This window comes from Anaeromyxobacter sp. Red801 (genome assembly GCF_049201065.2).
GTDB lineage: Bacteria > Myxococcota > Myxococcia > Myxococcales > Anaeromyxobacteraceae > Anaeromyxobacter.
In genome coordinates, this window is the sequence record NZ_CM181236.1 from 4,403,262 (window position 1) to 4,425,778 (window position 22,517).

Consider the following 22,517-nt stretch of genomic DNA (forward strand, 5'->3'; position numbering starts at 1 on the left):
CGCCGGCCAGATCACGGTTGAACTTGCGGCCGCGCGCGACCGGCGCGAAGGCCCCGCGCCCGCTGGCCCGGCGGTCGGGCCCGTCAGCCCGCCGACCCCACCCGCACGCCCGACCCAGAGTCGTTCGCGTCGCCCGCCGTCCTCGCCAGCACCGCTCCGAACCCGGAGTCGTTGGGGGCACCGATCCGGGGCTTCCCGGCGGGCAAACGACTCTGGGTCGGGCGGGAGGGCGTCGGTTCGGAGGTGGTCGGGCGGTACGTGAGGGTCCGCCAGAGGAAGAGCGGCACCCCGACCACGTAGCGGCGGAAGAGCCGGCGCGGCTCGAGCGCGAGGCGGAACAGCCACTCCAGGCGCATCGCGCGCACCGCCCGGGGGGCGCGGGCGACGCTCCCGCTCATGAAGTCGAACAGCGCCCCGACGCCGATCGCGACCCGGGCGCGGAGCGCCGGCGCGTTCGCCGCCAGCCACGCCTCCTGCCGCGGGTTGCCGAGCCCGACGAGCAGCAGGTCGGGCCGGGCCGCGTCGATGGCCCGGCGCGCCTGGTCGCCGGTGGTCTCGTGGCCGTCCAGGACGCCCACGACGGTCACCGGCGCATACGCGCGCTCGATCCGGCGCGCCGCCTCCTCCGCGCGCTCGGGGCGTGCCCCGTACAGGAAGACGCGCAGCGGCAGGCCGCGCCGGGCGCACTCGCCGAGCAGGCGAGGCACGAGGTCGGTGCCGGCGAAGTTGTACGGAAACGGCGCGCCGGTGCGGAGCCGCGCGTACACGTCCAGCCCGACCCCGTCGTTCAGCACCAGCGTCGCCGCGCGGATCGCCTCGCGCGCGGCGGGGCTCGCGCACGCGACGTTGAGCGTGTGCGCGTTCGCCAGGACGAGGGTCCCGCACCGGACCGGCGCCGGCGCGTCGAGGCGGCGGAAGAACCACTCGAGGAGGTCGGGCCACTCCAGGCGCGCGACCTTCACGCCCAGGCAATCGACGGCGGGGTAGGAAGGGTCTCGACCGGAGGGAGGGCGGGCGGCGGGGGCGGGCGGCGGCACCCCCGGCACGCTGGCCTGCCCGGCGGCGCCGCGCGACCCTGCGTTCGGGTCCGGCGTCCGCGAGGGTGGGGGCGCGTCGGATCGCGGGCGACCCGGCCGGCGGCTCAGGCGCGGTGGTACGTCCGGTACCACGCCACGAACCGCCGCACGCCCTCCTCGATCGAGGTGGCGGGTCGGAACCCGACGTCCCGCTCGAGATCCGAGACGTCGGCGAACGTGGCCGGGACGTCCCCGGGCTGCATGGGGAGGAGCTCGCGGACCGCCTTCTTCCCGAGCGCCTCCTCCATCACCTCGATGAAGCGGAGCAGCTCGACCGGCTGGCTGTTGCCGATGTTGTAGAGGCGGTGCGGCGGCACCACGCCGGCCGCGGGTGGCCGGTCGAGGACGCGGATGACGCCCTCGACGATGTCGTCCACGTAGGTGAAGTCGCGCCGCATCTGCCCGTGGTTGAAGACCTGGATCGGCCGGCCCTCGAGGATGGCCCGGGCGAACAGCATGGGGGCCATGTCCGGGCGCCCCCAGGGGCCGTAGACGGTGAAGAAGCGCAGCCCGGTGGCGGGGATCGCGAACAGGTGGCTGTACGTGTACGCCATCAGCTCGTTCGCCTTCTTGGTGGCGGCGTACAGGCTGACGGGGTGATCGACGTTGTCGGTCACCGCGAACGGCACCTTGGTGTTGCCGCCGTAGACGGAGCTCGAGGACGCGTAGACCAGGTGGCGGACCGGGTGGTGGCGGCAACCCTCGAGCACGTCGAGGAAGCCGGTCACGTTCGCGTCCACGTAGGCGTGCGGGTTCACGAGCGAGTAGCGGACGCCGGGCTGCGCGGCGAGGTGCACGACCGCGCCGAACCGGGCGCGCTCGAACAGGCGGGCCGTCGCGTCGCGATCGGCGAGGTCGAGCCGCTCGAAGGTGAAGCCGGGCCGGCCCGTGAGCTGCGCGAGGCGCGCCTCCTTCAGGCGGACGTCGTAGTACGGCACCATCGAGTCGACGCCGACCACCTCGTCGCCGCGGTCGAGCAGCGCCTTCGCGAGGTGGAATCCGATGAAGCCGGCGGCGCCGGTGACGAGGGTCGGGGGCATGGACGCTTCCTGTGGCAGTTCCGGACCCAGAGTAGTGCATTTCGGACCAGCGGTCCGTTCCGCGGACCACCGCACGCGGCGACCGCATGATTTCGCCCGCGATCACGGGCGCGGGCGCACGGCACGCCGCCTGCCTTGGCCGAGGCCCATGACCGCTCCGCGTCAGGTCCTCCCGGGCGTCTCCTACCTCGTGACGCGCCGCTGCTTCCAGCGCATGTTCCTGCTCCGCCCCTCGCCCGCGACGAACGCGATCTTCCTCTACGTGCTCGCCGTCGCGGCGCGGCGGTACGGCATCCTGGTGCACGCGTTCTGCGTGATGTCGAACCACTTCCACCTGGTCGTCACCGACGTGGACGCGCGCCTCCCCGAGTTCGAGCAGTACCTGAACGCGCTCGTCGCCCGCGCCGTGAACGCCTCGCTCGGCCGCTGGGAGTCGTTCTGGGCCCCGGGAAGCTACAGCGCCGTGGTGCTCGCGTCCCCGCAGGACGTGGTCGAGAAGGCCGCGTACGTCCTCACGAACCCGGTGAAGGCCGGGCTGGTCGCCTCCGCGCAGGCGTGGCCCGGGCTCTGGTCGGCGCCGGAGTCGATCGGCGCGGGCGCGCTGCGGGCGGCGCGGCCGGAACGGTTCTTCCGCCGGAGCGGCCCGATGCCCGAGGAAGCGCAGGTCGCGCTCGTGCCGCCGCCGGGGTTCGAGTCGGCGGAAACGTTCCGCGCGCAGCTCGTGGACGCGATCGCGGCGCGCGAGCACGAGATCGCGGATGCGCACGCGCGCAGCGGCACCGGGTTCCTCGGCGCGCGGCGGGTGCTCGCGCAGCGTCCCACGGGCCGCCCGCCGGTGTCCGCGCCGATGCGCGGCCTCCGCCCGCGGGTGGCGGCGCGGGATCCCTGGAAGCGCATCGAGGCGCTCGGGCGGCTGGCCGGGTTCCTGCGCGCCTACCGGGAGGCGTGGCGTGCCCGGCGCGCCGGGCGCGCCGACGCGGTCTTCCCCGCCGGCACGTACCTGCTGCGCGTCGCGCACGGCGTCCCGTGCGCCGGCGTCGGCTGAGCGCTGCCGCCGCCCGGCGCGCGCGGTCAGGCGCGAACGGCGGCGGCGGCGAACAGGGACCGGCCGCAGGCGCGGTCGGAGCGGCTGATGTGCTCGGAGACCCAGGTCGCGACGCGGGCGTTCACGCGGACCGGGAGGCGCACGTTCATCCCGTCGCGCTCGAGCCCCTCTCCCGACGCGGCGAAGTCCGCGCTGGAGCGCGCGCGCGCGTTCCCGCCAGGTCGCGACGTCCAGGGAACCGTGCCCGCATCGGGCCCTCCTCGGCGGCGAAGACGGCCCCGCGCAGCACCCGAAACGAGACGGCCCGGCCCGCGCGTGGCGGACCGGGCCGTCTTCATCGCTGCTCCCGACGCGATGACTCTGGGTCGGGGGTCGGGGGGTCAGGCGCGGGGCTTGCCGTTCCCGCCGGCGGCGCCGGGGACCAGGTTCGCGGGGTTCATGGCCCTCGCGAGCTGCTCGTACAGCGCGTACTTCTCCCGGACGTCCTTCTGCGCCTGCTCCAGCATCTTCGCGAACGCCTGCGGGTTCGCCTGCTCCACCTGGCGGAACCGCGTCTCGCCCTCGGTGAAGCGCGCGAGGTCGATCTTCGGCGCGGCGCTGTCCAGCTTCAGCGGGCTGTCGCCGGCGGCGACGCGGCGCGGGTCGTACCGGAACAGCGGCCAGTACCCGGAGTCCACCGCCTTCTCCTGCTGCCCGAGCGCCTCGCTCATCTCGTACCCGTGCGCGATGCAGTGCGCGTACGCCACGATCACCGAGGTCCCCGTGTAGCTGTCCGCCTCCTTGAACGCGGCGATGGTCTGCGCGTCCTTCGCGCCCATCGCCACCCGCGCGACGTACGGGTGCCCGTAGCTCATGGCCAGCATGGCGAGGTCCTTCTTGGGAAGGTTCTTGCCGGCCACCGCGAACTTCGCCGCCGCGCCCATCGGCGTCGCCTTCGACGCCTGGCCGCCGGTGTTCGAGTACACCTCGGTGTCGAGCACCAGGATGTTCACGTCCCGCCCCTGCGCGATGACGTGGTCCAGGCCGCCGTACCCGATGTCGTACGCCCACCCGTCGCCGCCGACGATCCACACGCTCTTGCGCACCAGGTAGTCCGCGATGCGGAGCAGCCAGCGCGCCTCGAGCCCGTCCATCATCTGCAGCTTCGCCTTCAGCTCGGCCACCCGGGCCCGCTGCTTCTCGATCCCGGTCTCGTCCGACTGGTCGGCCTTCAGCAGCTCGTCCACCAGCGCGTCGCCGAGCTTCGGCCCGAGCACGGCCAGCAGCTCGCGGGCCTGCTCGGCCTGCTTGTCGATCGCGAGGCGCATGCCGAAGCCGAACTCGGCGTTGTCCTCGAACAGCGAGTTCGCCCAGGCGGGCCCGCGCCCCTCGCAGTTCTGCGTGTACGGGGTGGTCGGGAGGTTGCCGCCGAAGATCGACGAGCACCCGGTGGCGTTCGCGATGACGGCGCGGTCGCCGTAGAGCTGGGTGAGGAGCTTCAGGTACGGGGTCTCGCCGCAGCCGGTGCAGGCGCCGGAGAACTCGAACAGCGGCTCGAGGAACTGCGTCCCCTTCACGTCCAGCTTCACCTTCGTGCGGTCCGCGTCGGGGATGGAGAGGAAGAACTCGAAGTTCGCCCGCTCCTTCTCCTTCAGCGGCATGGCGTCGGCCATGTTGATGGCCTTCTTGCCCTTCTCGGTCTTCGACTCCGCCGGGCAGATCTCGACGCACAGCGTGCAGCCGGTGCAGTCGTCGGGCGCCACCTGGAGCGAGTACTTCGCCCCCTTCACGTCGGCGCTCTTGTAGTCCATCGCGAGGAAGCCCTGCGGCGCGCCCCCCAGCACCTCGGGGCCGTAGAACTTCGGCCGGATGGCCGCGTGCGGGCAGATGAGCGCGCACTTGTTGCACTGGATGCAGAGGCTCGGCTCCCACACCGGGATCTCGAGCGCGATCGACCGCTTCTCCCACTTCGACGTGCCGGTGGGCCAGGTGCCGTCCACCGGGAACGCCGACACCGGGAGCTGGTCGCCCTTGCCCGCGAGCATGAGCGCGGTGACGCGCTTCACGAAGTCGGGCGCGGCCTCGGACACCGCCGGCGGGCGCGGCGCGCCGGTGGCGGCGCGGCCCTCGACGTTCACCTGGTACAGGTGCGCCAGGGTGTGGTCCACCGCGGCGAAGTTCTTCTGCACGACCTCGGCGCCCTTGCGCGCGTAGGTCTTCTCGATGGTCTTCTTGATGTGGCCGATGGCCTCGTCGCGCGGCAGCACGCCGGAGATCGCGAAGAAGCACGTCTGCATGATGGTGTTGATGCGCACCCCCATGCCCGTCTCGCGCGCGACCTTGTACGCGTCGATGACGTACAGCTTCAGCCCCTTCGAGAGGATCTGCTCCTGGACCTCGCGCGGCAGGTGGCCCCACACCTCGTCCGGCCCGTAGGGCGAGTTGAGGAGCAGGGTCGCGCCGGGCACCGCCATCTCCGCCATGTCGTACTTCTCGAGGAAGCCGAACTGGTGGCAGGCCACGAAGTTCGCCTTCTCGATGAGGTACGCGGAGTGGATGGGGCGCGGCCCGAAGCGCAGGTGGCTGATGGTCACCGACCCGGACTTCTTGGAGTCGTAGACGAAGTAGCCCTGCGCGAAGTTGGGCGTGTCCTCGCCGATGATCTTGATGGAGTTCTTGTTCGCGCCGACGGTGCCGTCCGCGCCCAGGCCGAAGAACAGCGCCCGGACCACGTCCTTGCCCTCGGTGTCGAAGGTCGGGTCGGTCTTGAGCGACAGGTGGGTGACGTCGTCGTTGATGCCCACCGTGAAGTGGCGCATCGGGCGCGCCTTCGACAGCTCGTCCACCGCCGCCTTCACCTGGCCGGGCGTGAACTCCTTCGAGGAGAGGCCGTAGCGCCCGCCGATGACCGTGATCTGGTGGTGGAACCGGTCGATGTGCGCCTGCTCCGCCTCGCGCAGCGCCGTGACCACGTCCTGGTAGAGCGGCTCGCCGAGCGCGCCCGGCTCCTTGGTCCGGTCGAGCACGGCCAGCGCGTGCACGGTGCGCGGCAGCGCGGTCATGAACGCGCCCAGGTCGAAGGGCCGGTACAGGCGGACCTTGAGCAGGCCCACCTTCTCGCCGCGGGCGATGAGGTGCTCGACGGTCTCCTGCGCGGTCTCGCAGGCCGAGCCCATCGCCACCACCACGCGCTCCGCCTCGGGGTGACCGAAGTACTCGAACAGCTTGTACTTGCGGCCGGTGAGCTTGCCGAAGTGGTCCATCGCCGCCTGCACGTGCCCGGCGGCGTCGAGGTAGTACGGGTTGCAGGCCTCGCGCGCCTGGAAGAACGCGTCGGGGTTCTGCGCGCTGCCGCGGAGCGTGGGCCGGTCCGGGGTGAGGGCGCGGGCGCGGTGCGCCGCCACGAGCTCCTCCGGGATCATGGCGCGCAGGTCGTCGTCGGTGAGCTCCTCGATCTTCGCGACCTCGTGCGAGGTGCGGAACCCGTCGAAGAAGTGCAGGAACGGCACGCGCGAGAGCAGCGTGGCGCGGTGCGCGATGGCCGCCATGTCGTGGGCCTCCTGCACCGAGGCCGAGGAGAGCAGCCCGAAGCCGGTCTGGCGCACCGCCATGACGTCGGAGTGGTCGCCGAAGATCGACAGCGCGTGGGTCGCCACCGCGCGCGCGCTCACGTGCATGCAGAACGCGGTGAGCTCGCCCGCGATCTTGTACATGTTCGGGATCATGAGCAGCAGGCCCTGCGACGCCGTGAAGGTCGTCGTGAGCGAGCCCGCCTGCAGCGCGCCGTGGACCGCGCCCGCGGCGCCGCCCTCGGACTGCATCTCCGCCACGCTGGGCACCGTCCCCCAGACGTTCTTGCGGCCCTTCGCCGACCACTCGTCCGCCCACTCCCCCATGTTCGAGGACGGGGTGATCGGGTAGATGGCGATGACCTCGCTGACCCGGTGGGCCACCGAGGCGACGGCCTCGTTGCCGTCCATCGTCACCATTCGCCTGCTCGCCATTTTGCGTCCTCCGGTGAGGGCGCCACGGCCGCCACGGGCCGCGGCGCAAAGCTTGCGGAATTGACGAGAATCAAGGGGAGACGTGCAACCCCCGATCCTTCCTACGAGGCTGCGGCGCAACCGGATCGGAGCCGCGAAGTGTAGCAGATCGGCCCTCCGCCCTGACAACCCGCCGCAGCAGGACGCGCTTCCCGGGCGCGATTTCTGCGCGCAAGGCGCGGGGTGCGCATTGAGTGGGATAGGCGGAACGGGTCATCCTCCGCGACCTATGGTGAGGAAGGTCGGGACGAGCCGGATCGTCCGCGAGATCGGCCGCGGCGGCATGGGCGTGGTGTACGAGGCGTTCCAGGAAGGCCTGGAGCGGCCCGTCGCCGTGAAGGCGCTCGACCAGAAGCTCGTCCGCTCGAACGAGGTGGTCGAGCGCTTCCGGCGCGAGGGGCGCGCCTACGCGCAGCTCCGCCACGAGGCCATCGTGGCGGTGCACGACCTGGTGGAGAAGGACGACCAGCTCTACCTCGTGACCGACCTCGTGGACGGCGCCGACCTCGCCCGCGTGCTGGCGCAGGGCGGCGCGCTGCCGGCCGACTGCGTGGCGGTGATCGGCGCGCGCCTCGCCGAGGCGCTCGACTACGTGCACTGGAGCGGCCTGCTGCACCGCGACGTGAAGCCGGCGAACGTGATGATCTCCCGGCTCGGCGAGGTGAAGCTGATGGACTTCGGCATCGCCAAGGGCGCCGAGGACCCGTCGCTCACGCGCGTGGGCATGCTGGTGGGCAGCCCGTCGTACATGGCGCCGGAGGTGCTCGCCGGCGACGAGGGCGGGCCCGCCGCGGACGTGTGGGCGCTCGGCGTGACGCTCTACGAGCTGGTCTGCGGGGAGAAGCCGTTCCGCGGCGCGAACGCGGACGAGCTGTTCCGGCTGGTGCGGCGCGGGCGCTTCCGCAAGGTCCGCTCGCTCGCCCCCGGCTGCCCGGCGCGCGTCGCCGCCGCCATCGAGCGCTGCCTGGCGCGCGCGCCGGAGCGGCGCTGGAAGAGCGCCGGCGCGCTGGCGCGCCACCTCGACGCGTTCGCGGCGAAGAAGCTCGCGAAGCTCCACCCCCGCGCGCGCCTGGTGGCGCTGCTCGCGAACCGCGGCTTCGCCACCGAGGAGGTGGCGCTCTCGCGCATGGACGTGGCCACGCTGAACGCCACCCGCCTCGCCGACGAGAAGGGCACCGCCACGGTGGCCGAGTTCCCGGTGCGCCGCCGCCGCCGCGCCACCGCGCTGCAGGCCGCGCTCGCGCTCGCCGCCGCGGCCGCGGTGTGGCTCGCGCCGCTCGCCCTCCCCTGACCCGCGCACCCCCCGCGCGGCCGCGCGAACGGCTCCCCGGCCGCCCCGGCTTCGCCTACGATGCGCGCCGCCGTGCGCACCCGCATCGTCGCCACCTACCTCGCCGTCGCCGCGCTGTGGGGCTCGACCTGGATGGCCATCCGGATCGGCCTCGAGGACCTGCCGCCGCTCCGGTTCGCGGGCGTGCGGATGGCGGTCGCGGCGCTGGTGCTCGCGCCGTTCGCGCTGCGCGGCGGCGCCTGGCGCGAGGTGGTGGGGCCGGCGCGGGCGCAGCTCGCGCTCGTGGCCGTGCTGCAGATCGCGCTCCCCTACGGCCTCATGTTCGTGGCGCAGCAGTGGGTCCCGTCCGGCCTCGCCGCGGTGCTGTTCGCGTCGTTCCCGGTCTGGATCGCGCTCCTCGCGCGCGCCCTCGTCCCCGGCGAGTCGCTCACGCCGGCGCGCCTCGCCTCGGCGCTGCTCGGGATCGCGGGCGTGGCCGTGCTGCAGCTCCCGCACCTCGGCGACCTGGAGGGCTCGGGCCGGCTCCTGCTGGGCGGCGCGCTGGTGGTGCTCTCCTCGATGATCGTGGCGCTCGCGAACGTGCTGGTGCGCCGCCACCTCGCCGCGGTCTCGCCGCTCGCCATGACCGCCGGGCAGACCGCCGTCGGCTCGGTGCTGCTGCTCGCCGCGGCCGCGCTGCTGGAGCACGGGCGCCCGGCCGCGTTCACCCCGAGCGCGGTGGCGGCGCTCGCGTGGCTGGCGGTGTTCGGCACCGCGCTCACCTACGTGGGCCTCTACTGGCTGGTGCCGCGCGTCCCCATGGCCGCGATCGGCGCGCTGCCGCTGCTCGACACCACCGTGGCGGTGACGCTGGGCGCGCTCGTGCTCCACGAGCCGGTGGGCTGGAACCTGGCGCTGGGCGGCGGGATGGTGCTCGCCGCCGCGGCGCTCACCATCCCGCGCCGCCGGTGAGCGGTGCGCGCCGGCGGGCGCACACGCCGCACCCCCTCGCTTGACGACCGTCACGGCGCGGCGCGCCGGACGAGGCGCACGGTGGCCGGACACCGCCCCGGAGCCGTCCACGGAGCCGCCCATGCCCCCGCGCCTCGTCCCGCACCTCGCCCTCGCCGCCGCGCTCGCGCTGTCGCTCGCCGCCGGCTGCGACCGGGCCCGCGTCGCGGAGGGCGACGCGACGGAGCGGTGCCTCCGCTGCCACGGCGGCGACGGCAGCGCCGCCCCGCCGCGCTCGGCGCGCGGGGCGACCGCCACCACCGATCGCGGCGTGGGAGCCCACCGGGCCCACCTCGCCGGCGGGCGGATCGCCGGGCCGGTCCGGTGCGAGGCGTGCCACGTCGTGCCGACGGATCTCGCGCACGTGGACGGCGTCGCGGGCGTGGCGTTCGGTGAGGAGGCCGGGCGCGGCGGCGCGGCCCCGGCGTGGGAGCCGGACGCGGCGGGCGGGCCGCGCTGCGCCGGGACGTACTGCCACGGCGCCACGCTCGCCGCCGGCGGCGCCGCGACCGCGCCGGTGTGGACGCAGGTGGACGGCGCGCAGGTCGGCTGCGACGGCTGCCACGGCGCCCCGCCCGGCGGCGCCGGCCACCCGCAGGGCGAGCTCGCCGGGCAGTGCGCGCTCTGCCACCCCGACACGGTGCTCGCCTCCGGCGCCATCGACGTCGCGGGGGGCCACCACCTCGACGGCCGGGTGGACGTGGCCGGCGGCGCCTGCGGCGGCTGCCACGGCGCGCCGCCCGCGACCGGGGCGCACGCGCTCCACGCGACCGTGCCCGCCGGCGCCTCCCCGGCCTACGGCGCGCTCACCGTGCTCGAGGACCTGTCGCCGGCCGGCGGCCCGGCCTACGCGTTCGGCTGCGGCCAGTGCCACCCGCTCGACGCGGCCCGGCACATGGACGGCCGGGTGGACGTGGTGCTCGCGCCGGACGGCGCGCCGGCCGGCACGCTGAAGGCGCGCAACGCCGCGGGCGCGGGCTACGACGCCGCGAGCGGCTCCTGCGCCGGCGTCTACTGCCACTCGAGCGGCCAGGAGGCGCCGGCCTACGCGGGCGCGCCGGCGTGGACCGCGGCGCCGGGCGCGCTCGGCTGCGCCGGGTGCCACGGCAACCCGCCCGCCTACGCCACCGGCGGCCCCGCCGCGGCGGACGCGAACGGGCACCTGGGCCTCTCCACCGACGGCTACGAGTGGGGCCACTTCGGCGGCCTCCCCGGCCCGTGGCACACCTCGAAGCACGGCGGCGGCTGGTCGCCCGAGGAGGACGCCGCGCCCATCACCTGCCAGTCGTGCCACGCCGAGACCACCGCCGGCGCCGGCCCCTCCGGCTTCTACTGGCTCGACACCACCGGCACCTACGCGCTGCCGGGCGGCCTGCTCGGCTACGGCTGCTCGTCCGCGGCCTGCCACGGCGGCGCCGCGCCGTCGGGCCGGGGCGCGGTGGCGCCGCTCCGGCACGTGAACGGCCGGCGCGACGTGGCGTTCGACGCGCGCGCCGCGCTGCCGGAGCTCCCCTGGCTCCCGGCGGCCCCGGACCGGCCCACGCGGCCGTACTGGGTGACCCACGCGTCGCCCGGCTCGATCGTGTTCCCCGATCCGGCCATCCCGGGCGCGGTGATGGAGGGCACGACGCTGTCGCTGCACCTCGGCAGCGCGCGCTACGACCCGGCCACGAAGACCTGCTCGAGCGTCGCCTGCCACCTCCAGCAGGCGCAGGTGACCTGGGGCGCCCCGCACACCGGCTGGGGCACCTGCGGCACCTGCCACGGGTTCTGAGCCGGGCCCGCCCGGCGGCGTCCTCGGAGGCGCACCTGCGCGGAGCTTGCGGCCGCCCCGGCCCGGCCGAACGTTCCCGGGCCGAGCGGTCGGCTGCACGGATCGCTCCGGAGGCCGCCGCACCGATGCTCCGACGGGCGCTGTCGCTCTGCTCCGGCCTCCTCGGCCGCCGTCCCGCGGCGGGGGACGGGTTCCGCGACGAGCTCGCGTTCTGGGATCGCCAGCTCTCCGGCCTCGGCGCGTACGCGGAGGACGTCCGGCGGCGCTCCACCCCTTCGCTCATGCCGCTCGTCTACCCGCACTACCTCGAGCCGCTGCTCGAGGAGGTGCGGGCCCGGACCGGCGCGCCGCCGCGGGTCCTCGACGCCGGCTCGGGGCCGCTCTCGATGTGGGCCGACGGCGCGGAGCACCAGCGGATCGCGCTCACCTGCTCCGACGCGCTGGCGGACGCGTACCGCGAGCTGCTCGCGCGCCACGGCCTCCGCCCGCGCTACCCGCTCGTGCAGTGCGCCGGCGAGGCGCTCTCGGCGCGCTTCGGCGAGGCCGCCTTCGACGTCGCCTGGATGCACAACGCGCTCGACCACACCCAGGACCCGGGCGCGGTGGTGCGCGAGCTCGTCCGCGTGCTCGCGCCCGGCGGGTACCTGGTCGTGCAGGGGTGGTGCCGCGAGGGCACCGCCGAGCGGTTCATCGGGCTCCACCGGCACGACCTGTGGGTCGAGCCGCCGGGCCGCCTGATGCTGCGGACGCTCTCGGACGACGGACGGCGGCTGTCCGGGCCGGTCGCGCCGTGCGACGGGCTCGGCCTCGAGCTCCTCGAGGCGTCGGCGCCCTCGCGGACGCCGCGCACCTGGATGAAGCTGGTGTGGCGGAAGCCCGCCGCGGGCTACGCCTCGACCGCCACCCGCGGCGCGTCGGCCCAGAGCCCCTCGAGATCGTAGAAGCCGCGGGCCTCGCGGCCCATCACGTGGGCGACGACGTCGCCGTAGTCCACCAGGATCCAGCGCCCGCCCTGGTAGCCCTCCACGCCGACCTTGGTGACGCCCTGCGCCTTCATGGTCTGCTCGACGTGGTCGGCGATGGCGCTCGCCTGCCGGTCGGAGTCGGCGGTCATGAGCACGAAGTAGTCGGCGTAGCTGGTGAGCCCGCGCACGTCGAGGACGGTGACGTCCTCGGCCTTCTTGTCGAGCGCGGCCGCGGCGATCGCCATGGCGGTGGGGCGGGCCGGGTCCGGGCGGTCGGCCGCGGGGCGGGCCGGCGCCGCCGCCTCGACCGCGGCGGCGGGCGCGGCCGCGCGCGGCGGCCGGCGGGCGCGGAGGACGCGCTCCTTGGTCGCGCCCTTCTTGCCCGGCGCCCTGGCCGGGCCCCCCTTCTTCTTCCCGGGCGCTTTCATCGGCGGCCCGCGGCGGGCGGGCGCGCGCTTCGAGGGGGTCTTCTTCGCGAACGGCTTCTTGCCGGCTGCCTTCTTCTTCGTCGCCATCAGGTTCCTCTCGCTACCGCACGTGCCCTTCGCCCTCGACCAGGAACTTCTGGGTGGTGAGCTCGGCGAGCCCCATGGGCCCGAACGCGTGGAGCTTGGTGGTGGAGATGCCGATCTCGGCGCCGAGCCCCAGCTCGCCGCCGTCGTTGAAGCGGGTGGACGCGTTCACCATCACCGCGCTCGCGTCCACCTCGCGCTGGAAGCGCCGCGCGCTGCCGAGGTCGCGGGTGACGATCGCCTCGGTGTGGAGCGAGCCGTAGCGCGCGATGTGCTCGAGCGCGCCGTCGAGGTCCGCGACCACCCGCACGGCCAGGATCTTGTCCAGGAACTCCTTGCCGAAGTCGTCCGGGCGGGCCGGCACCGCCGCCACCCCGGCGCGCTTCAGGATGGTGAGCGCGGTGGGGTCGCAGCGCAGCTCCACCCCGGCGTCGGCGAGCGCGCGGCCCACCGGCGGCAGGAGCTTGCCGGCGGCGGCGCGGTGCACGAGCAGGCACTCGGTGGCGTTGCACACGCCGGGGCGCTGCACCTTGCCGTTCAGCGCCAGGTCCACCGCCTGCTGCGGCGGCGCCGACGCGTCGAGGTACAGGTGGCACACGCCCTGGTAGTGCTTCAGCACCGGCACCCGCGAGCGCTCCGCCACGGCGCGGATGAGCGACGGGCCGCCGCGCGGGATGGCGAGGTCGATGAGGTCGTCGAGCGCGAGCAGCTCGTAGGTGGCCTCGCGGTCCGGCGTGGGCACCACCTGCGCGCTGGCCGCCGGCAGCCCGGCCTTCTCGAGCCCCTCCGCGAACGCCTCGGCGAGCGCGAGCGACGAGCGGAGCGCGTCGGAGCCGGGCCGGAGGATGGCCGCGTTGCCGCTCTTCAGGCAGAGCGCGGCCGCGTCCACGGTCACGTTGGGCCGGGCCTCGTACACCATCAGCACCACGCCGAGCGGGATGCGGACCTTGCGGATCTCGAGGCCGTTCGGGCGCCGCCAGCTCGCGGTCACCTCGCCCACCGGGTCGCGCAGCCCGGCGATCTCGTGCAGCGACGCGGCGATGCCGGCGAGCCGCTTCGGGTCGAGCTTCAGGCGATCGAGGTACGCCGCGTTCTGCCCGGCGGCGCGGGCCGCGGCGAGGTCGCGCGCGTTCTCGGCCAGGATCCGCTTCTCGCGGCGCCCGATGGCCTCGGCGGCGGCGCGGAGCGCGGCGTCCTTGCGGCGGGGGTCGGCATGCGAGAGGGCCCGGGCGGCCTCGCGCGAGGCCTCCGCCAGCTTCCGCATCTCGGCGGCGAGGCCCAGCGACTTCTCCTTGCGCATGCTCACTCCCGGCCGGTCTCGAGGACCACCAGGTCGTTCCGGTGGACGATCTCGTCGAGGTACTTATACCCGAGCGCGCGCTCGATCTCGCCGGTCTTCAGCCCGGCGATGCGGCGGACCTCGTCGGCGGCGTAGCCGGCCAGGCCCCGCGCGAAGGGGCGGGCCGGGTCCACCGCGACGTCCACCGGATCGCCCACCCCGAACTGGCCCTGCACGCCGCGGACGCCGCTCGGCAGCAGGCTCCGCCCCTGCTCCACCAGCGCGCGCCGCGCGCCCGCGTCCACCAGGATGACGCCCTTGCCGCGCGCGGCGGCCGCGAGCCAGCCCTGGCGCGAGCTGAGCCGGTGCGCCCCGGGCGCGAACACGGTGCCGACCGGCTCGCCCGCGAGCAGCGCCGGCAGCGCCCTCGCGCGGCGCCCGGACAGGAGCGCGGTGACGACGCCCTGCGCGCCGAGCCGCCGCGCCGCCTTCACCTTGGTGATCATCCCGCCCACGCTGCGCTCGCTCCCCGCCCCGCCCGCGCTCCGCTCGATCTCGGCCGTGACCCGCGGCACGTCGCGGAGCAGCCGCGCCCCGGGCTCGGCGGGGTTCCGGTCGTAGAGCCCGTCCACGTCGGTGAGCATCGCCACCGCGTCGGCCTCCACGCAGCCCGCCACCAGCGCGGCGAGCGTGTCGTTGTCGCCGACCTTGATCTCGTCCACCGCGACGGTGTCGTTCTCGTTCACGACCGGCACCGCGCCCGCGTCGAGCAGCCGCTCGAAGGTGCGGCGCGCGTTCAGGAAGCGCTTGCGGCTGGCGAGGTCGTCGGCGGTGAGCAGCACCTGGGCGGTGACGAGGCCGTGGCGCCCCAGCGCCTCCCCCCAGGCGGCCATGAGGTGCGGCTGGCCGGCGGCGGCGCAGGCCTGCTTGGTGGGGATGTCCCAGGGCTTGCCGCGGCTGCGCACGAGGCCGAGCCGCTCGGCGCCGAGCGCCACCGCGCCGGAGGAGACGAGCACGACCTTCCGCCCGCGCGCCACCTCGGCGAGCTCGGAGGCGAGCCGGCCGCAGTTGTCGCGGTCGAACCGGCCGGCGCGGTCGGTGAGCGTGCCGGTGCCGACCTTGACCACGAGCCGCTTCACGCGGCGGAGGGCGCTTCGGGACATGGGGAGCGGCATTGTAGACGCAAACGCGCGCCGATCGCGGCGGGGATCGCGCCGCCGGGGTCACGGGCCGCGCGCGCGCCGTGCGCGGCTCAGGGCAGCTTGTAGGCCACCGAGGCCGCGATGGGCACGAGCCGCGGCCCGGCCGCGGCCGAGAGCTGCAGGTAGACGAAGTAGGCGAAGGCGCCGTTGTCCACCTTCTGCGCGGCGATGTCCTGGGTGGACACCACCCGCACCTCCTCGACCGCGTCCTTGGTCACGAGCGCCGCCATGGCGGTGTCGTCGGAGCGGTACAGGTACGCGGCGCCGTCGATCTTGGCGTCGCTGTCCCAGAACACGAACGAGAAGCCGGTCACCACCGCGCCGTCGGGCAGGTCCACCGGGACCACCAGGAAGTCGTCCTCGCCCGCGGACTGGTAGCGGCCCACGCCGCCCGGCACGCTGAGCTGGGTGGTGGCGGTGGTGGAGACGCGCGGCACGCCGGCGAGCGACGACACCGACACGACGCCGCGCGGGAAGCGCTGGCACACCACGGTGCCGTCCTGGGCGACCACGCGGATGGCGGAGCCGGGCGCGCAGGTGCCGGTGATGCGGGCCTGCTTGGTGGCGAGCACCTCCGCCTGCTTCACGATCTCGGCGGAGTGGAGCTCGAGCGCGCCCGAGACCTCGGCCGGCATCCGGTCGAAGGTGAGCCGGCCGGTCTGGATGCGCGCGGCGTCGATGGGCGCGCCCCCCGGGTACTCGGTCGAGAGCGGCGGCGGCGCGGGCGCGGCGGACGCCTCGGCGGCGCCGCGCAGGAACCCGAGGCCGAAGACCCCCGCGGCCACGACCGCGAAGGCGGTCGAGAGGACCGCGAGGCGCGTGCGCGACATGGTGACGCCCCCCTCCGTGAAGGATCGACCGTCCGCTTGTACCGCGGGGGAGCGGCGGGCTTCAAATCCGGGATCGCGCGGGACGCGCCCGCCCCGCCCGCGCCCCGGACCGATCACCGGGCTTCGCGCCGCACCCCCGTGCGGACGATGACCCCACGCCGGGCCGGCGCTAGAAGCGCGCCGGAGGGAACCGGCATGCACCGACCGTCTCGCACCCCGCTCGCCGCGCTCGCGGCCCTGGCGCTCGCCGCCGCCTGCACCGGCAAGCAGCGCGTCGCCACCGAGACCACCCTCGCCTCGGTGCTCATCCCCACCGAGCAGGAGAGGCAGCTCGGACTGCAGGTGAAGGAGCAGCTCGAGACGAAGGAGCACGTCCAGTACCTCGAGGACCCGGCGGTGAACGCCTACGTCCAGGGGATCACCGGCAAGATCCTGGCGAGCGCGAAGAAGGACCGGCCGGACGTGGACTGGTCGGTGAAGGTCATCAACGACCCGAAGACCGTGAACGCGTTCGCGACCCCGGGCGGCTTCCTGTACGTCTACTCGGGCCTGCTGCTCGCCGCGGACGACACCGCCGAGGTGGCCGGCGTGCTCGGGCACGAGGCCGGGCACGTGGTGGCGCGCCACTCCGCGCGGCAGATGGTGAACGCCATGGGGCTCGAGACGGTCATGGGCATCGCGCTCGGGAAGAACCCCAACGGCGCGGCGCAGCTCGCGGCGGGGCTGGCCGGCAAGGGCGCGCTGCTCGCGTACTCCCGCGCCGACGAGAGCGAGGCCGACGAGTACGGCGCGCGCTACGCGGCCGCGGCCGGCTACGATCCGCGCGGCATCGCCACGTTCTTCCAGAAGCTGGAGAAGGGCGAGGGGAAGCAGCCGGGCTGGACCACGTACCTCTCCACCCACCCGGCCACGCCGGACCGGATCGAGAAGGTCGACCGCTACGTCGCGAAGCACCACCTCGCCGGCTCGGGCGGCCGAAGCGGCGCGGAGCTCGCGAAGGTGAAGGAGCGGCTGAAGGCGATCCCGCCGCCGCCCGCGCCGCCGGCGCAGGGCGCGGGCAGGTAGCGGCTCAGGCGCGCGGGCCGGAGAGCCCCTTCGCGAGCTGCCACAGGCCGAACGCGAGCAGCGCCAGCCCGGAGACCGCGGTGAGCGCGCGCTGCGTGCGCGGCCCGAGCCGGCCCAGGCCGCCCGCCGCGGCCACCAGCGCGGCGTTGCCCCCGAGCAGGAACGCGTAGAAGCCGGCCAGGAACCCGCCCGCGTCGCCGGGACCGTCCCGCCAGGCGGCCGCGAGCACCGGGCCGCCCACCGCGCTCCAGAAGATCCAGGCGTTCGGGTTGGTGAAGTTGAGGAGCACCGCCCGCCAGAAGCCGCGCGGCGGCGCCTTCGCCTCCGGCGCGGCGGGCGGGGCGCGCAGCCCGCGCAGCGCCGTGAAGGCCAGCCACAGCACCACCGCGCCGCCGAGGAGCTGCAGCGCCCGGAGCAGGCCGGCCGGCACCTGCGCGAGCGCCACCAGCACCGCCGCGATCACCGGCGGATCGGAGGTGAGCGGCACGAGCACCACCGGCAGCGTGCGGACCGCGCCGTTCCGGAGCGACTGCGCGAGCAGGTAGGCCTGGTACGGCCCGGGCTGGGCGGCGGCGGAGAGGCCGAGCAGGGCGCCCTGGGCGAACAGCGTCACCGGGCGCTCACTTGAGGTTCAGCTTCAGGCCCATGTCCACGAGCTGGAGCAGCACCCCGGCGTTCGCCTTCGCGTCGTTCACCGGGTCGTGGTCATGCGCGGTGGCGCGGAGGTGCTTCCACTGCGCGTGGCCGTCCTTCACCATCCCGCAGTAGAGGTCGCCGATGCGCCGGCCGCTCCAGCCGAACGGGTTCCGGCCCAGGTACGTGTGGAAGTACCAGTTCACGTACTGCCAGTCGAAGGAGAGGTTGTCCGAGAACAGCACCGGCCTGCCCTTCGTGGTCTCCTGGATCCAGCGCTCGAACGCGGCCATCACCTCGCCCGGCTCGCCGAAGCGCAGGTGCTGCTCGCGGGTGACGCCCGAGATCGCGAGCGCCTCGGGGAGCCACAGGTCGGAGATGGGACGGACCTCGCCGCGGAAGGTGCGCGACAGCCCCGGCTCGACCCGCACCGCGCCGAACGAGACCATGGAGTACTTGCCCGGGATGGGCCCGTCCGCCTCCACGTCCACCACGTACGCCGACATGGCCTAGTCCGCCTCGACGTAGTCGAGGTCCACGCCGAACGTCTCGCGCAGCCCGAACGCGGACACGAGCGCGAGGCCGAACCAGAGCGCGCTGACGGCGGCCGCCGCGCCCACCAGCCCGAGGTGCGGCCGGGCCCACTGGAACGAGAGCGTGCACACCGGGACGAGGCCCCGCACGAAGTTGGGCACGGTGGTGGCGACGGTGGCCCGCAGGTTGGTGCCGAACTGCTCGGCCGCCACGGTGACGAAGATGGCCCAGTAGCCGCCGGCGACGCCGAGCAGGCCGCACGCGCCGAGGAACAGCGCCGGCGAGGCGCCGCGGCCGGCCACGAAGTAGAGGACGTTGGCCGCGGCGAGCAGCGCCACGAACAGGAGCACCACCTTCCGCCGGCTCCGCCACACCTGCGAGAGGAGCCCGCTCGACAGGTCGCCCACCACCAGGCCGCCGTAGAAGAACATCACCGCGTCGCCCGCGGTCACCGGGCCGGTGACGCCCAGCGTGCGCCCGAACTCCGGCGCGAGCGCGATGAGGATCGCGTTCGAGCACCAGATCGGCACGCCGATGAGGATCGAGGAGAGGTAGCGCCGGAAGCGCTCGCCGCCGCGGAACAGGGTGAGGAAGTCGCCGCGCCGGACGTGCGCGTGGCGGATCGCCTGGAACATCCCCGACTCGCTCACCTTGATGCGCAGCACGAGCAGCAGCAGCCCCAGCCCGCCGCCCACCCAGTAGGCCACGCGCCAGTCGAGCGTCTTCGCCACCACGTTGCCGACGATGGCGCCGGAGACGCCCACCGAGGCGACCAGCATGGTGCCGTAGCCGCGCAGCCGGGCCGGCAGGATCTCCGCCACCAGCGTCACGCCGGCCCCGAGCTCGCCCGCGAGGCCCAGCCCGGCCACGAAGCGGAGCGCCTTGTACGTGGCGAGGTCGTGCACGAACCCGTTCGCGATGGTGGCGATCGAGTAGAGCGTGATCGAGCCGAACAGGATGTGGAGGCGGCCCAGCTTGTCGCCCACGATCCCGAAGACGATGCCGCCGAGCAGCATCCCCACCATCTGCCAGTTCAGGACCGACAGCCCCTCCGACACGAGCGCGTCGCCGGTGAGGCCGATCGCGGTGAGGCTGGGGATCCGGACGATGTTGAAGAGGATGAGGTCGTAGATGTCGACGAAGTAGCCGAGGGCGGCGACCACCACGGCCGCGTTCAGGACGGTGCCGGCGCCCGCGCGGGCGCTCTGTGCGGGGGAGTCCATCGGTGCGGCGATATGACCATGCCGGCGGCCTCCCGTCGAGGCGGACGCCGCCCGCCGCTGCCCGCGCAATCGGCGCGCGGCTGCCCGGCCCGCGCGCAGGGATCGCGCGCCGGGGAGGCTCGAGCCGGGCACCCGCGTCGCGGTACCGGCCGGTCGGTGTCGGATTTCCGGCGCCGGGCTGCCGGGGCCGGATCAGGCGACGCGGCGCGGCGGGCGCGGATCGACCGGCGCGGGCGCGGGCTGCAGCCGGTCCCCGCGGGCGAGGCGGCCGGCCCAGATGCCGAGGGCGACCACCGGCGCGAGCAGGATCACGAGGAGCGGAAACTCCACCAGCGCGGCCACGAGCGCGGTCATCGCGGCGGCGGTGGCGACGAACAGGAGGGCCATCGTCCAGGCGATGCGATCGACGAGGAGGTGGCGGAAGGAGCGGCGCCGGAGGTGCACGACGCCGTCGGCGCGGCGGCGGACGATGAACCGGTTCATGGCGGTCTCCAGGCTTTGCAGATCCCGGACCACGGTGAGGCGAGACGAGCATCGCGCCGCCGCGGCCGGACCCGCATCCTCCTGGCAGGGGATGGGGCGCCGCCCGGCCCGTCGCCGCCGCAGGCGCCGCTGTGGGCGGCGCGCCCCTGCACCGATCGTGTGAGATCCCGCCCGCGCGCGCCCCGGCCGCGCCTCCGGTGCGTCATCATGCCGTCACCGCGAGTTTGCGGATCGTGCGGGCCGGCGCGGATAATCCTGGGTGCAGCGTCGGTGGCGCCGTCCGCGCGCCGCCCGGGGGAGACAGCCATGGAAGCGGCCATCGCGCTCGAGGCGAACGCCATCCGCTTGGACGGGGTGCTCGACGTGCCCACGGCGCGCCGGCTCGCGGCCCAGCTCGCGGCGGCGGCGCCCGGCTCGCTCGTCCGGATCGACCTCACCCACGTGCGCGAGCTGCACGACTTCGGCCTGGCGGTGCTGGCGCAGGCGCTCTCCGCCCGCGGGATCCGCGCGTCCTTCCGCGGCCTCGGCCAGCACCAGCTCCGGCTGCTGCGCTACCTGGGCCTGGACGCGGTCGCCGCCTAGCCGCGCCCGCCCCCGGGCGGCGGCGCGCCCCTCCCCGGCCGGCCGACCCCGCGCGGTCGGCCCCTCGCCCGCCGCAGATCGCGTCGATCCGGCGGCCGCGCCGCGGTAGACTCCTCGCAACGAATGCAGGAAGTCCACGGCAACACCCTCGGCCTCAAGCCCTCGCAGCTCCACGCCCTCCGCCGCACCTACCGCCGCCGCGTCGACGCGCAGTCGATCGTGTCGCCCGAGCTGGCGCGCCACCTCGCCGAGGTCTCCCGCGAGACCAACCGGCAGGTCGGCGTGCTCCTCGACCGCAAGGGCGACGTGCAGGCGGTGGTGGTCGGCGACGCCCGCAAGCTCGACCTCCCCGACGTCGGCCGCGGCCGCGCCGGCGAGAGCCGCCTGCGCGGCCTGCGGCTCGTGCACACGCACCTGAACGGCGAGCCGCTCACCCGCGACGACCACACCGACCTGGCGCTGCTCCGCCTCGACCTCGTGGCCGCCATCGAGGTGCGCGACGACGGGCTGCCGGGGCGGGTGCACTACGCGCACCTGCTCCCGGAGAACCCGCAGGGCGCCATGTGGAAGGACGAGGAGGCGCCCACCGTCCACGACCTCGCCTACGACGCGCTCTCCGGCGCGCTCGCGCTCGAGGACGAGTTCGCCCGGGCCCGGGCGGCGCGCCGCACCGGCGGCCGGGAGCGCGCCATCCTGGTGGGCTTCGGCGGCAAGGGGCGCGGGCGCGCCGAGGCGGAGGCCTCGCTGGAGGAGCTGAAGGAGCTCGCCCGCACGGCCGGCGTCGAGGTGCTCGAGGCGACGCTGCAGCTCCGCCGCGACCCGGACCCGCGCTACCTCATCGGCAAGGGCAAGCTCGAGGACATCGTGCTGCGCTCCATGCAGCGCATGGCCACCGTCATCGTCTTCGACGCCGAGCTGTCGCCGTCGCAGGCGCGCCACATCGCCGAGGCCACCAGCCTCAAGATCCTCGACCGGACCCAGCTCATCCTCGACATCTTCGCGCAGCGGGCCCAGTCGGCCGACGGCAAGCTCCAGGTGGAGCTGGCGCAGCTGAAGTACCTGTACCCGCGCCTCGTCGGCCGGGACGACTCGCTCTCGCGGCTCGCCGGCGGCATCGGCGGGCGCGGGCCCGGCGAGACGAAGCTCGAGATCGACCGGCGCCGCGTGCGCGACCGCATCACCGCGCTGGAGCGGCGCATCGAGGGGCTCGGCGCCGACCGCACCCTGCGCCGCAAGCAGCGCAACGCGCGCGGCCTGCCGGTGCTCTCCATCGTCGGCTACACCAACGCCGGCAAGTCCACCCTCCTCAACGCGCTCACCGACTCGGCGGTGCTCGCCGAGGACAAGCTGTTCGCGACGCTCGACCCCACCAGCCGCCGGCTGCGCTTCCCGCGCGACCGCGAGGTGATCATCACCGACACGGTGGGCTTCATCCGCGACCTGCCGCCCGACCTCGTGAACGCGTTCCGCGCCACGCTGGAGGAGCTCGGCGACGCCGACCTGCTGCTGCACGTGGTGGACGCGTCCGACCCGCGGCAGGAGGAGCAGATCGCGGCGGTGGAGGAGATCCTGCGCGGCCTGGGCCTCGACGGGAAGCGGCGGCTCCTCGTGCTCAACAAGGTCGATCGGCTCCCGCCCGAGACGCAGGCGGCCCTGGCGCAGCGGCGCGACGCGGCGGCGGTGTCCGCCGTGACCCGGGCCGGGCTGGGCGGCCTGCTGGCGCGCTGCGAGCAGCTGCTCTGGACCGACGGCCGCGTGGCGCTCGGCGACGTGATCGCGGCGGCCCCCGCCGGCGAGGACGCCGCCGACGGCGGCCGCGCCGGCGACGACGACGCCGCGCGCGCGCTCGCCCCCGAGCCGCCCGCGCCCGCCGCCGCCTCCGTGCCCGGCCCCGGCGAGCCGGCCCCGCCGCGGCTCCTCCCCGCCTCGCTGCGCCGCGTCTCGTGAGGCGCCTCCCGGGTCGCCGGAACT

General features: G+C 74.9%; 20 protein-coding genes. 8 read left to right on the forward strand and 12 right to left on the reverse strand.

Annotated elements, in window-relative coordinates; genetic code table 11:
- Nucleotides 1–83 precede the first annotated feature (83 nt).
- Nucleotides 84–962, reverse strand: a complete 879-nt coding sequence (locus ACOQFB_RS20240) for a WecB/TagA/CpsF family glycosyltransferase (protein WP_421610161.1) — start codon at nucleotides 960–962, stop codon at nucleotides 84–86.
- Between the two features lie 179 nt (nucleotides 963–1,141).
- Entirely contained in the window at nucleotides 1,142–2,116 is a 975-nt protein-coding gene (locus ACOQFB_RS20245; protein WP_421610160.1) for an NAD-dependent epimerase, read from the reverse strand.
- 148 nt (nucleotides 2,117–2,264) lie between these two features.
- On the opposite strand from ACOQFB_RS20245, the gene ACOQFB_RS20250 reads away from it, so the two are divergent.
- A complete protein-coding gene (locus ACOQFB_RS20250; RefSeq protein WP_421610159.1) occupies nucleotides 2,265–3,161 on the forward strand; it encodes a transposase in 897 nt (298 codons plus the stop codon).
- A 26-nt stretch (nucleotides 3,162–3,187) separates the two neighbouring features.
- Here the strand turns inward: ACOQFB_RS20250 and ACOQFB_RS20255 are convergent, their stop codons facing one another.
- On the reverse strand, nucleotides 3,188–3,310 hold the full coding sequence (locus tag ACOQFB_RS20255) for a hypothetical protein (protein ID WP_421610158.1): 123 nt from the start codon (nucleotides 3,308–3,310) through the stop codon (nucleotides 3,188–3,190).
- 231 nt (nucleotides 3,311–3,541) lie between these two features.
- The gene (gene nifJ, locus ACOQFB_RS20260; RefSeq protein ID WP_421610157.1) at nucleotides 3,542–7,144 is read right to left on the reverse strand and encodes a pyruvate:ferredoxin (flavodoxin) oxidoreductase; all 3,603 of its coding nucleotides are present in this window, start codon (nucleotides 7,142–7,144) and stop codon (nucleotides 3,542–3,544) included.
- A gap of 268 nt (nucleotides 7,145–7,412) precedes the next feature.
- Between nifJ and ACOQFB_RS20265 the strand changes: the two genes are divergently transcribed.
- The 4 genes from ACOQFB_RS20265 to ACOQFB_RS20280 all read left to right on the forward strand — a co-directional run bounded on the left by ACOQFB_RS20265 (nucleotide 7,413) and on the right by ACOQFB_RS20280 (nucleotide 12,179).
- On the forward strand, nucleotides 7,413–8,474 hold the full coding sequence (locus ACOQFB_RS20265) for a serine/threonine-protein kinase (protein WP_059437678.1): 1,062 nt from the start codon (nucleotides 7,413–7,415) through the stop codon (nucleotides 8,472–8,474).
- A 72-nt stretch (nucleotides 8,475–8,546) separates the two neighbouring features.
- Complete coding sequence (locus tag ACOQFB_RS20270; protein ID WP_237757921.1) at nucleotides 8,547–9,425, forward strand: DMT family transporter; 879 nt, start codon at nucleotides 8,547–8,549, stop codon at nucleotides 9,423–9,425.
- A 121-nt stretch (nucleotides 9,426–9,546) separates the two neighbouring features.
- Nucleotides 9,547–11,238, forward strand: coding sequence for a CxxxxCH/CxxCH domain c-type cytochrome (locus tag ACOQFB_RS20275; protein WP_421610156.1), 1,692 nt, complete (start codon nucleotides 9,547–9,549; stop codon nucleotides 11,236–11,238).
- A gap of 125 nt (nucleotides 11,239–11,363) precedes the next feature.
- A complete protein-coding gene (locus ACOQFB_RS20280; protein WP_421610155.1) occupies nucleotides 11,364–12,179 on the forward strand; it encodes a class I SAM-dependent methyltransferase in 816 nt (271 codons plus the stop codon).
- Here ACOQFB_RS20280 and rsfS read toward each other — a convergent pair.
- The 4 genes from rsfS to ACOQFB_RS20300 form a co-directional block, all read right to left on the reverse strand.
- On the reverse strand, nucleotides 12,125–12,718 hold the full coding sequence (gene rsfS / locus ACOQFB_RS20285) for a ribosome silencing factor (protein WP_421610154.1): 594 nt from the start codon (nucleotides 12,716–12,718) through the stop codon (nucleotides 12,125–12,127). The two genes, ACOQFB_RS20280 and rsfS, sit on opposite strands and share 55 nt — an antisense overlap.
- A 13-nt stretch (nucleotides 12,719–12,731) precedes the next feature.
- Nucleotides 12,732–14,015: a glutamate-5-semialdehyde dehydrogenase gene (locus tag ACOQFB_RS20290; RefSeq protein ID WP_059438819.1), complete on the reverse strand. Its 1,284-nt coding sequence runs from the start codon at nucleotides 14,013–14,015 to the stop codon at nucleotides 12,732–12,734.
- Nucleotides 14,016–14,017: 2 nt separating this feature from the next.
- Nucleotides 14,018–15,157, reverse strand: coding sequence for a glutamate 5-kinase (gene proB, locus ACOQFB_RS20295; RefSeq protein ID WP_237758119.1), 1,140 nt, complete (start codon nucleotides 15,155–15,157; stop codon nucleotides 14,018–14,020).
- A gap of 89 nt (nucleotides 15,158–15,246) precedes the next feature.
- Nucleotides 15,247–16,026, reverse strand: coding sequence for a hypothetical protein (locus ACOQFB_RS20300; RefSeq protein ID WP_059438821.1), 780 nt, complete (start codon nucleotides 16,024–16,026; stop codon nucleotides 15,247–15,249).
- A gap of 195 nt (nucleotides 16,027–16,221) precedes the next feature.
- Between ACOQFB_RS20300 and ACOQFB_RS20305 the strand changes: the two genes are divergently transcribed.
- The gene (locus tag ACOQFB_RS20305; protein WP_421610153.1) at nucleotides 16,222–17,091 is read left to right on the forward strand and encodes a M48 family metallopeptidase; all 870 of its coding nucleotides are present in this window, start codon (nucleotides 16,222–16,224) and stop codon (nucleotides 17,089–17,091) included.
- Between the two features lie 4 nt (nucleotides 17,092–17,095).
- Here ACOQFB_RS20305 and ACOQFB_RS20310 read toward each other — a convergent pair whose 3' ends face one another.
- The 4 genes from ACOQFB_RS20310 to ACOQFB_RS20325 form a co-directional block, all read right to left on the reverse strand.
- Entirely contained in the window at nucleotides 17,096–17,704 is a 609-nt protein-coding gene (locus ACOQFB_RS20310; protein ID WP_059438823.1) for a LysE family translocator, read from the reverse strand.
- A gap of 7 nt (nucleotides 17,705–17,711) precedes the next feature.
- Entirely contained in the window at nucleotides 17,712–18,230 is a 519-nt protein-coding gene (locus tag ACOQFB_RS20315) for a 3'-5' exonuclease (protein WP_059438824.1), read from the reverse strand.
- 3 nt (nucleotides 18,231–18,233) lie between these two features.
- A complete protein-coding gene (locus tag ACOQFB_RS20320) occupies nucleotides 18,234–19,481 on the reverse strand; it encodes an MFS transporter (RefSeq protein ID WP_059438825.1) in 1,248 nt (415 codons plus the stop codon).
- A 192-nt stretch (nucleotides 19,482–19,673) separates the two neighbouring features.
- Nucleotides 19,674–19,964, reverse strand: coding sequence for a hypothetical protein (locus tag ACOQFB_RS20325; protein ID WP_059438826.1), 291 nt, complete (start codon nucleotides 19,962–19,964; stop codon nucleotides 19,674–19,676).
- Between the two features lie 306 nt (nucleotides 19,965–20,270).
- Here ACOQFB_RS20325 and ACOQFB_RS20330 point away from each other — a divergent pair, with 306 nt between their 5' ends.
- Together ACOQFB_RS20330 and hflX are read left to right on the forward strand one after the other, a co-directional pair.
- On the forward strand, nucleotides 20,271–20,546 hold the full coding sequence (locus ACOQFB_RS20330) for an STAS domain-containing protein (RefSeq protein ID WP_059438827.1): 276 nt from the start codon (nucleotides 20,271–20,273) through the stop codon (nucleotides 20,544–20,546).
- A gap of 123 nt (nucleotides 20,547–20,669) precedes the next feature.
- Nucleotides 20,670–22,493 carry a GTPase HflX gene (hflX, locus tag ACOQFB_RS20335; protein ID WP_421610152.1) on the forward strand — a complete coding sequence of 608 codons (1,824 nt, stop codon included), beginning with the start codon at nucleotides 20,670–20,672 and terminating at the stop codon, nucleotides 22,491–22,493.
- Nucleotides 22,494–22,517 lie beyond the last annotated feature (24 nt).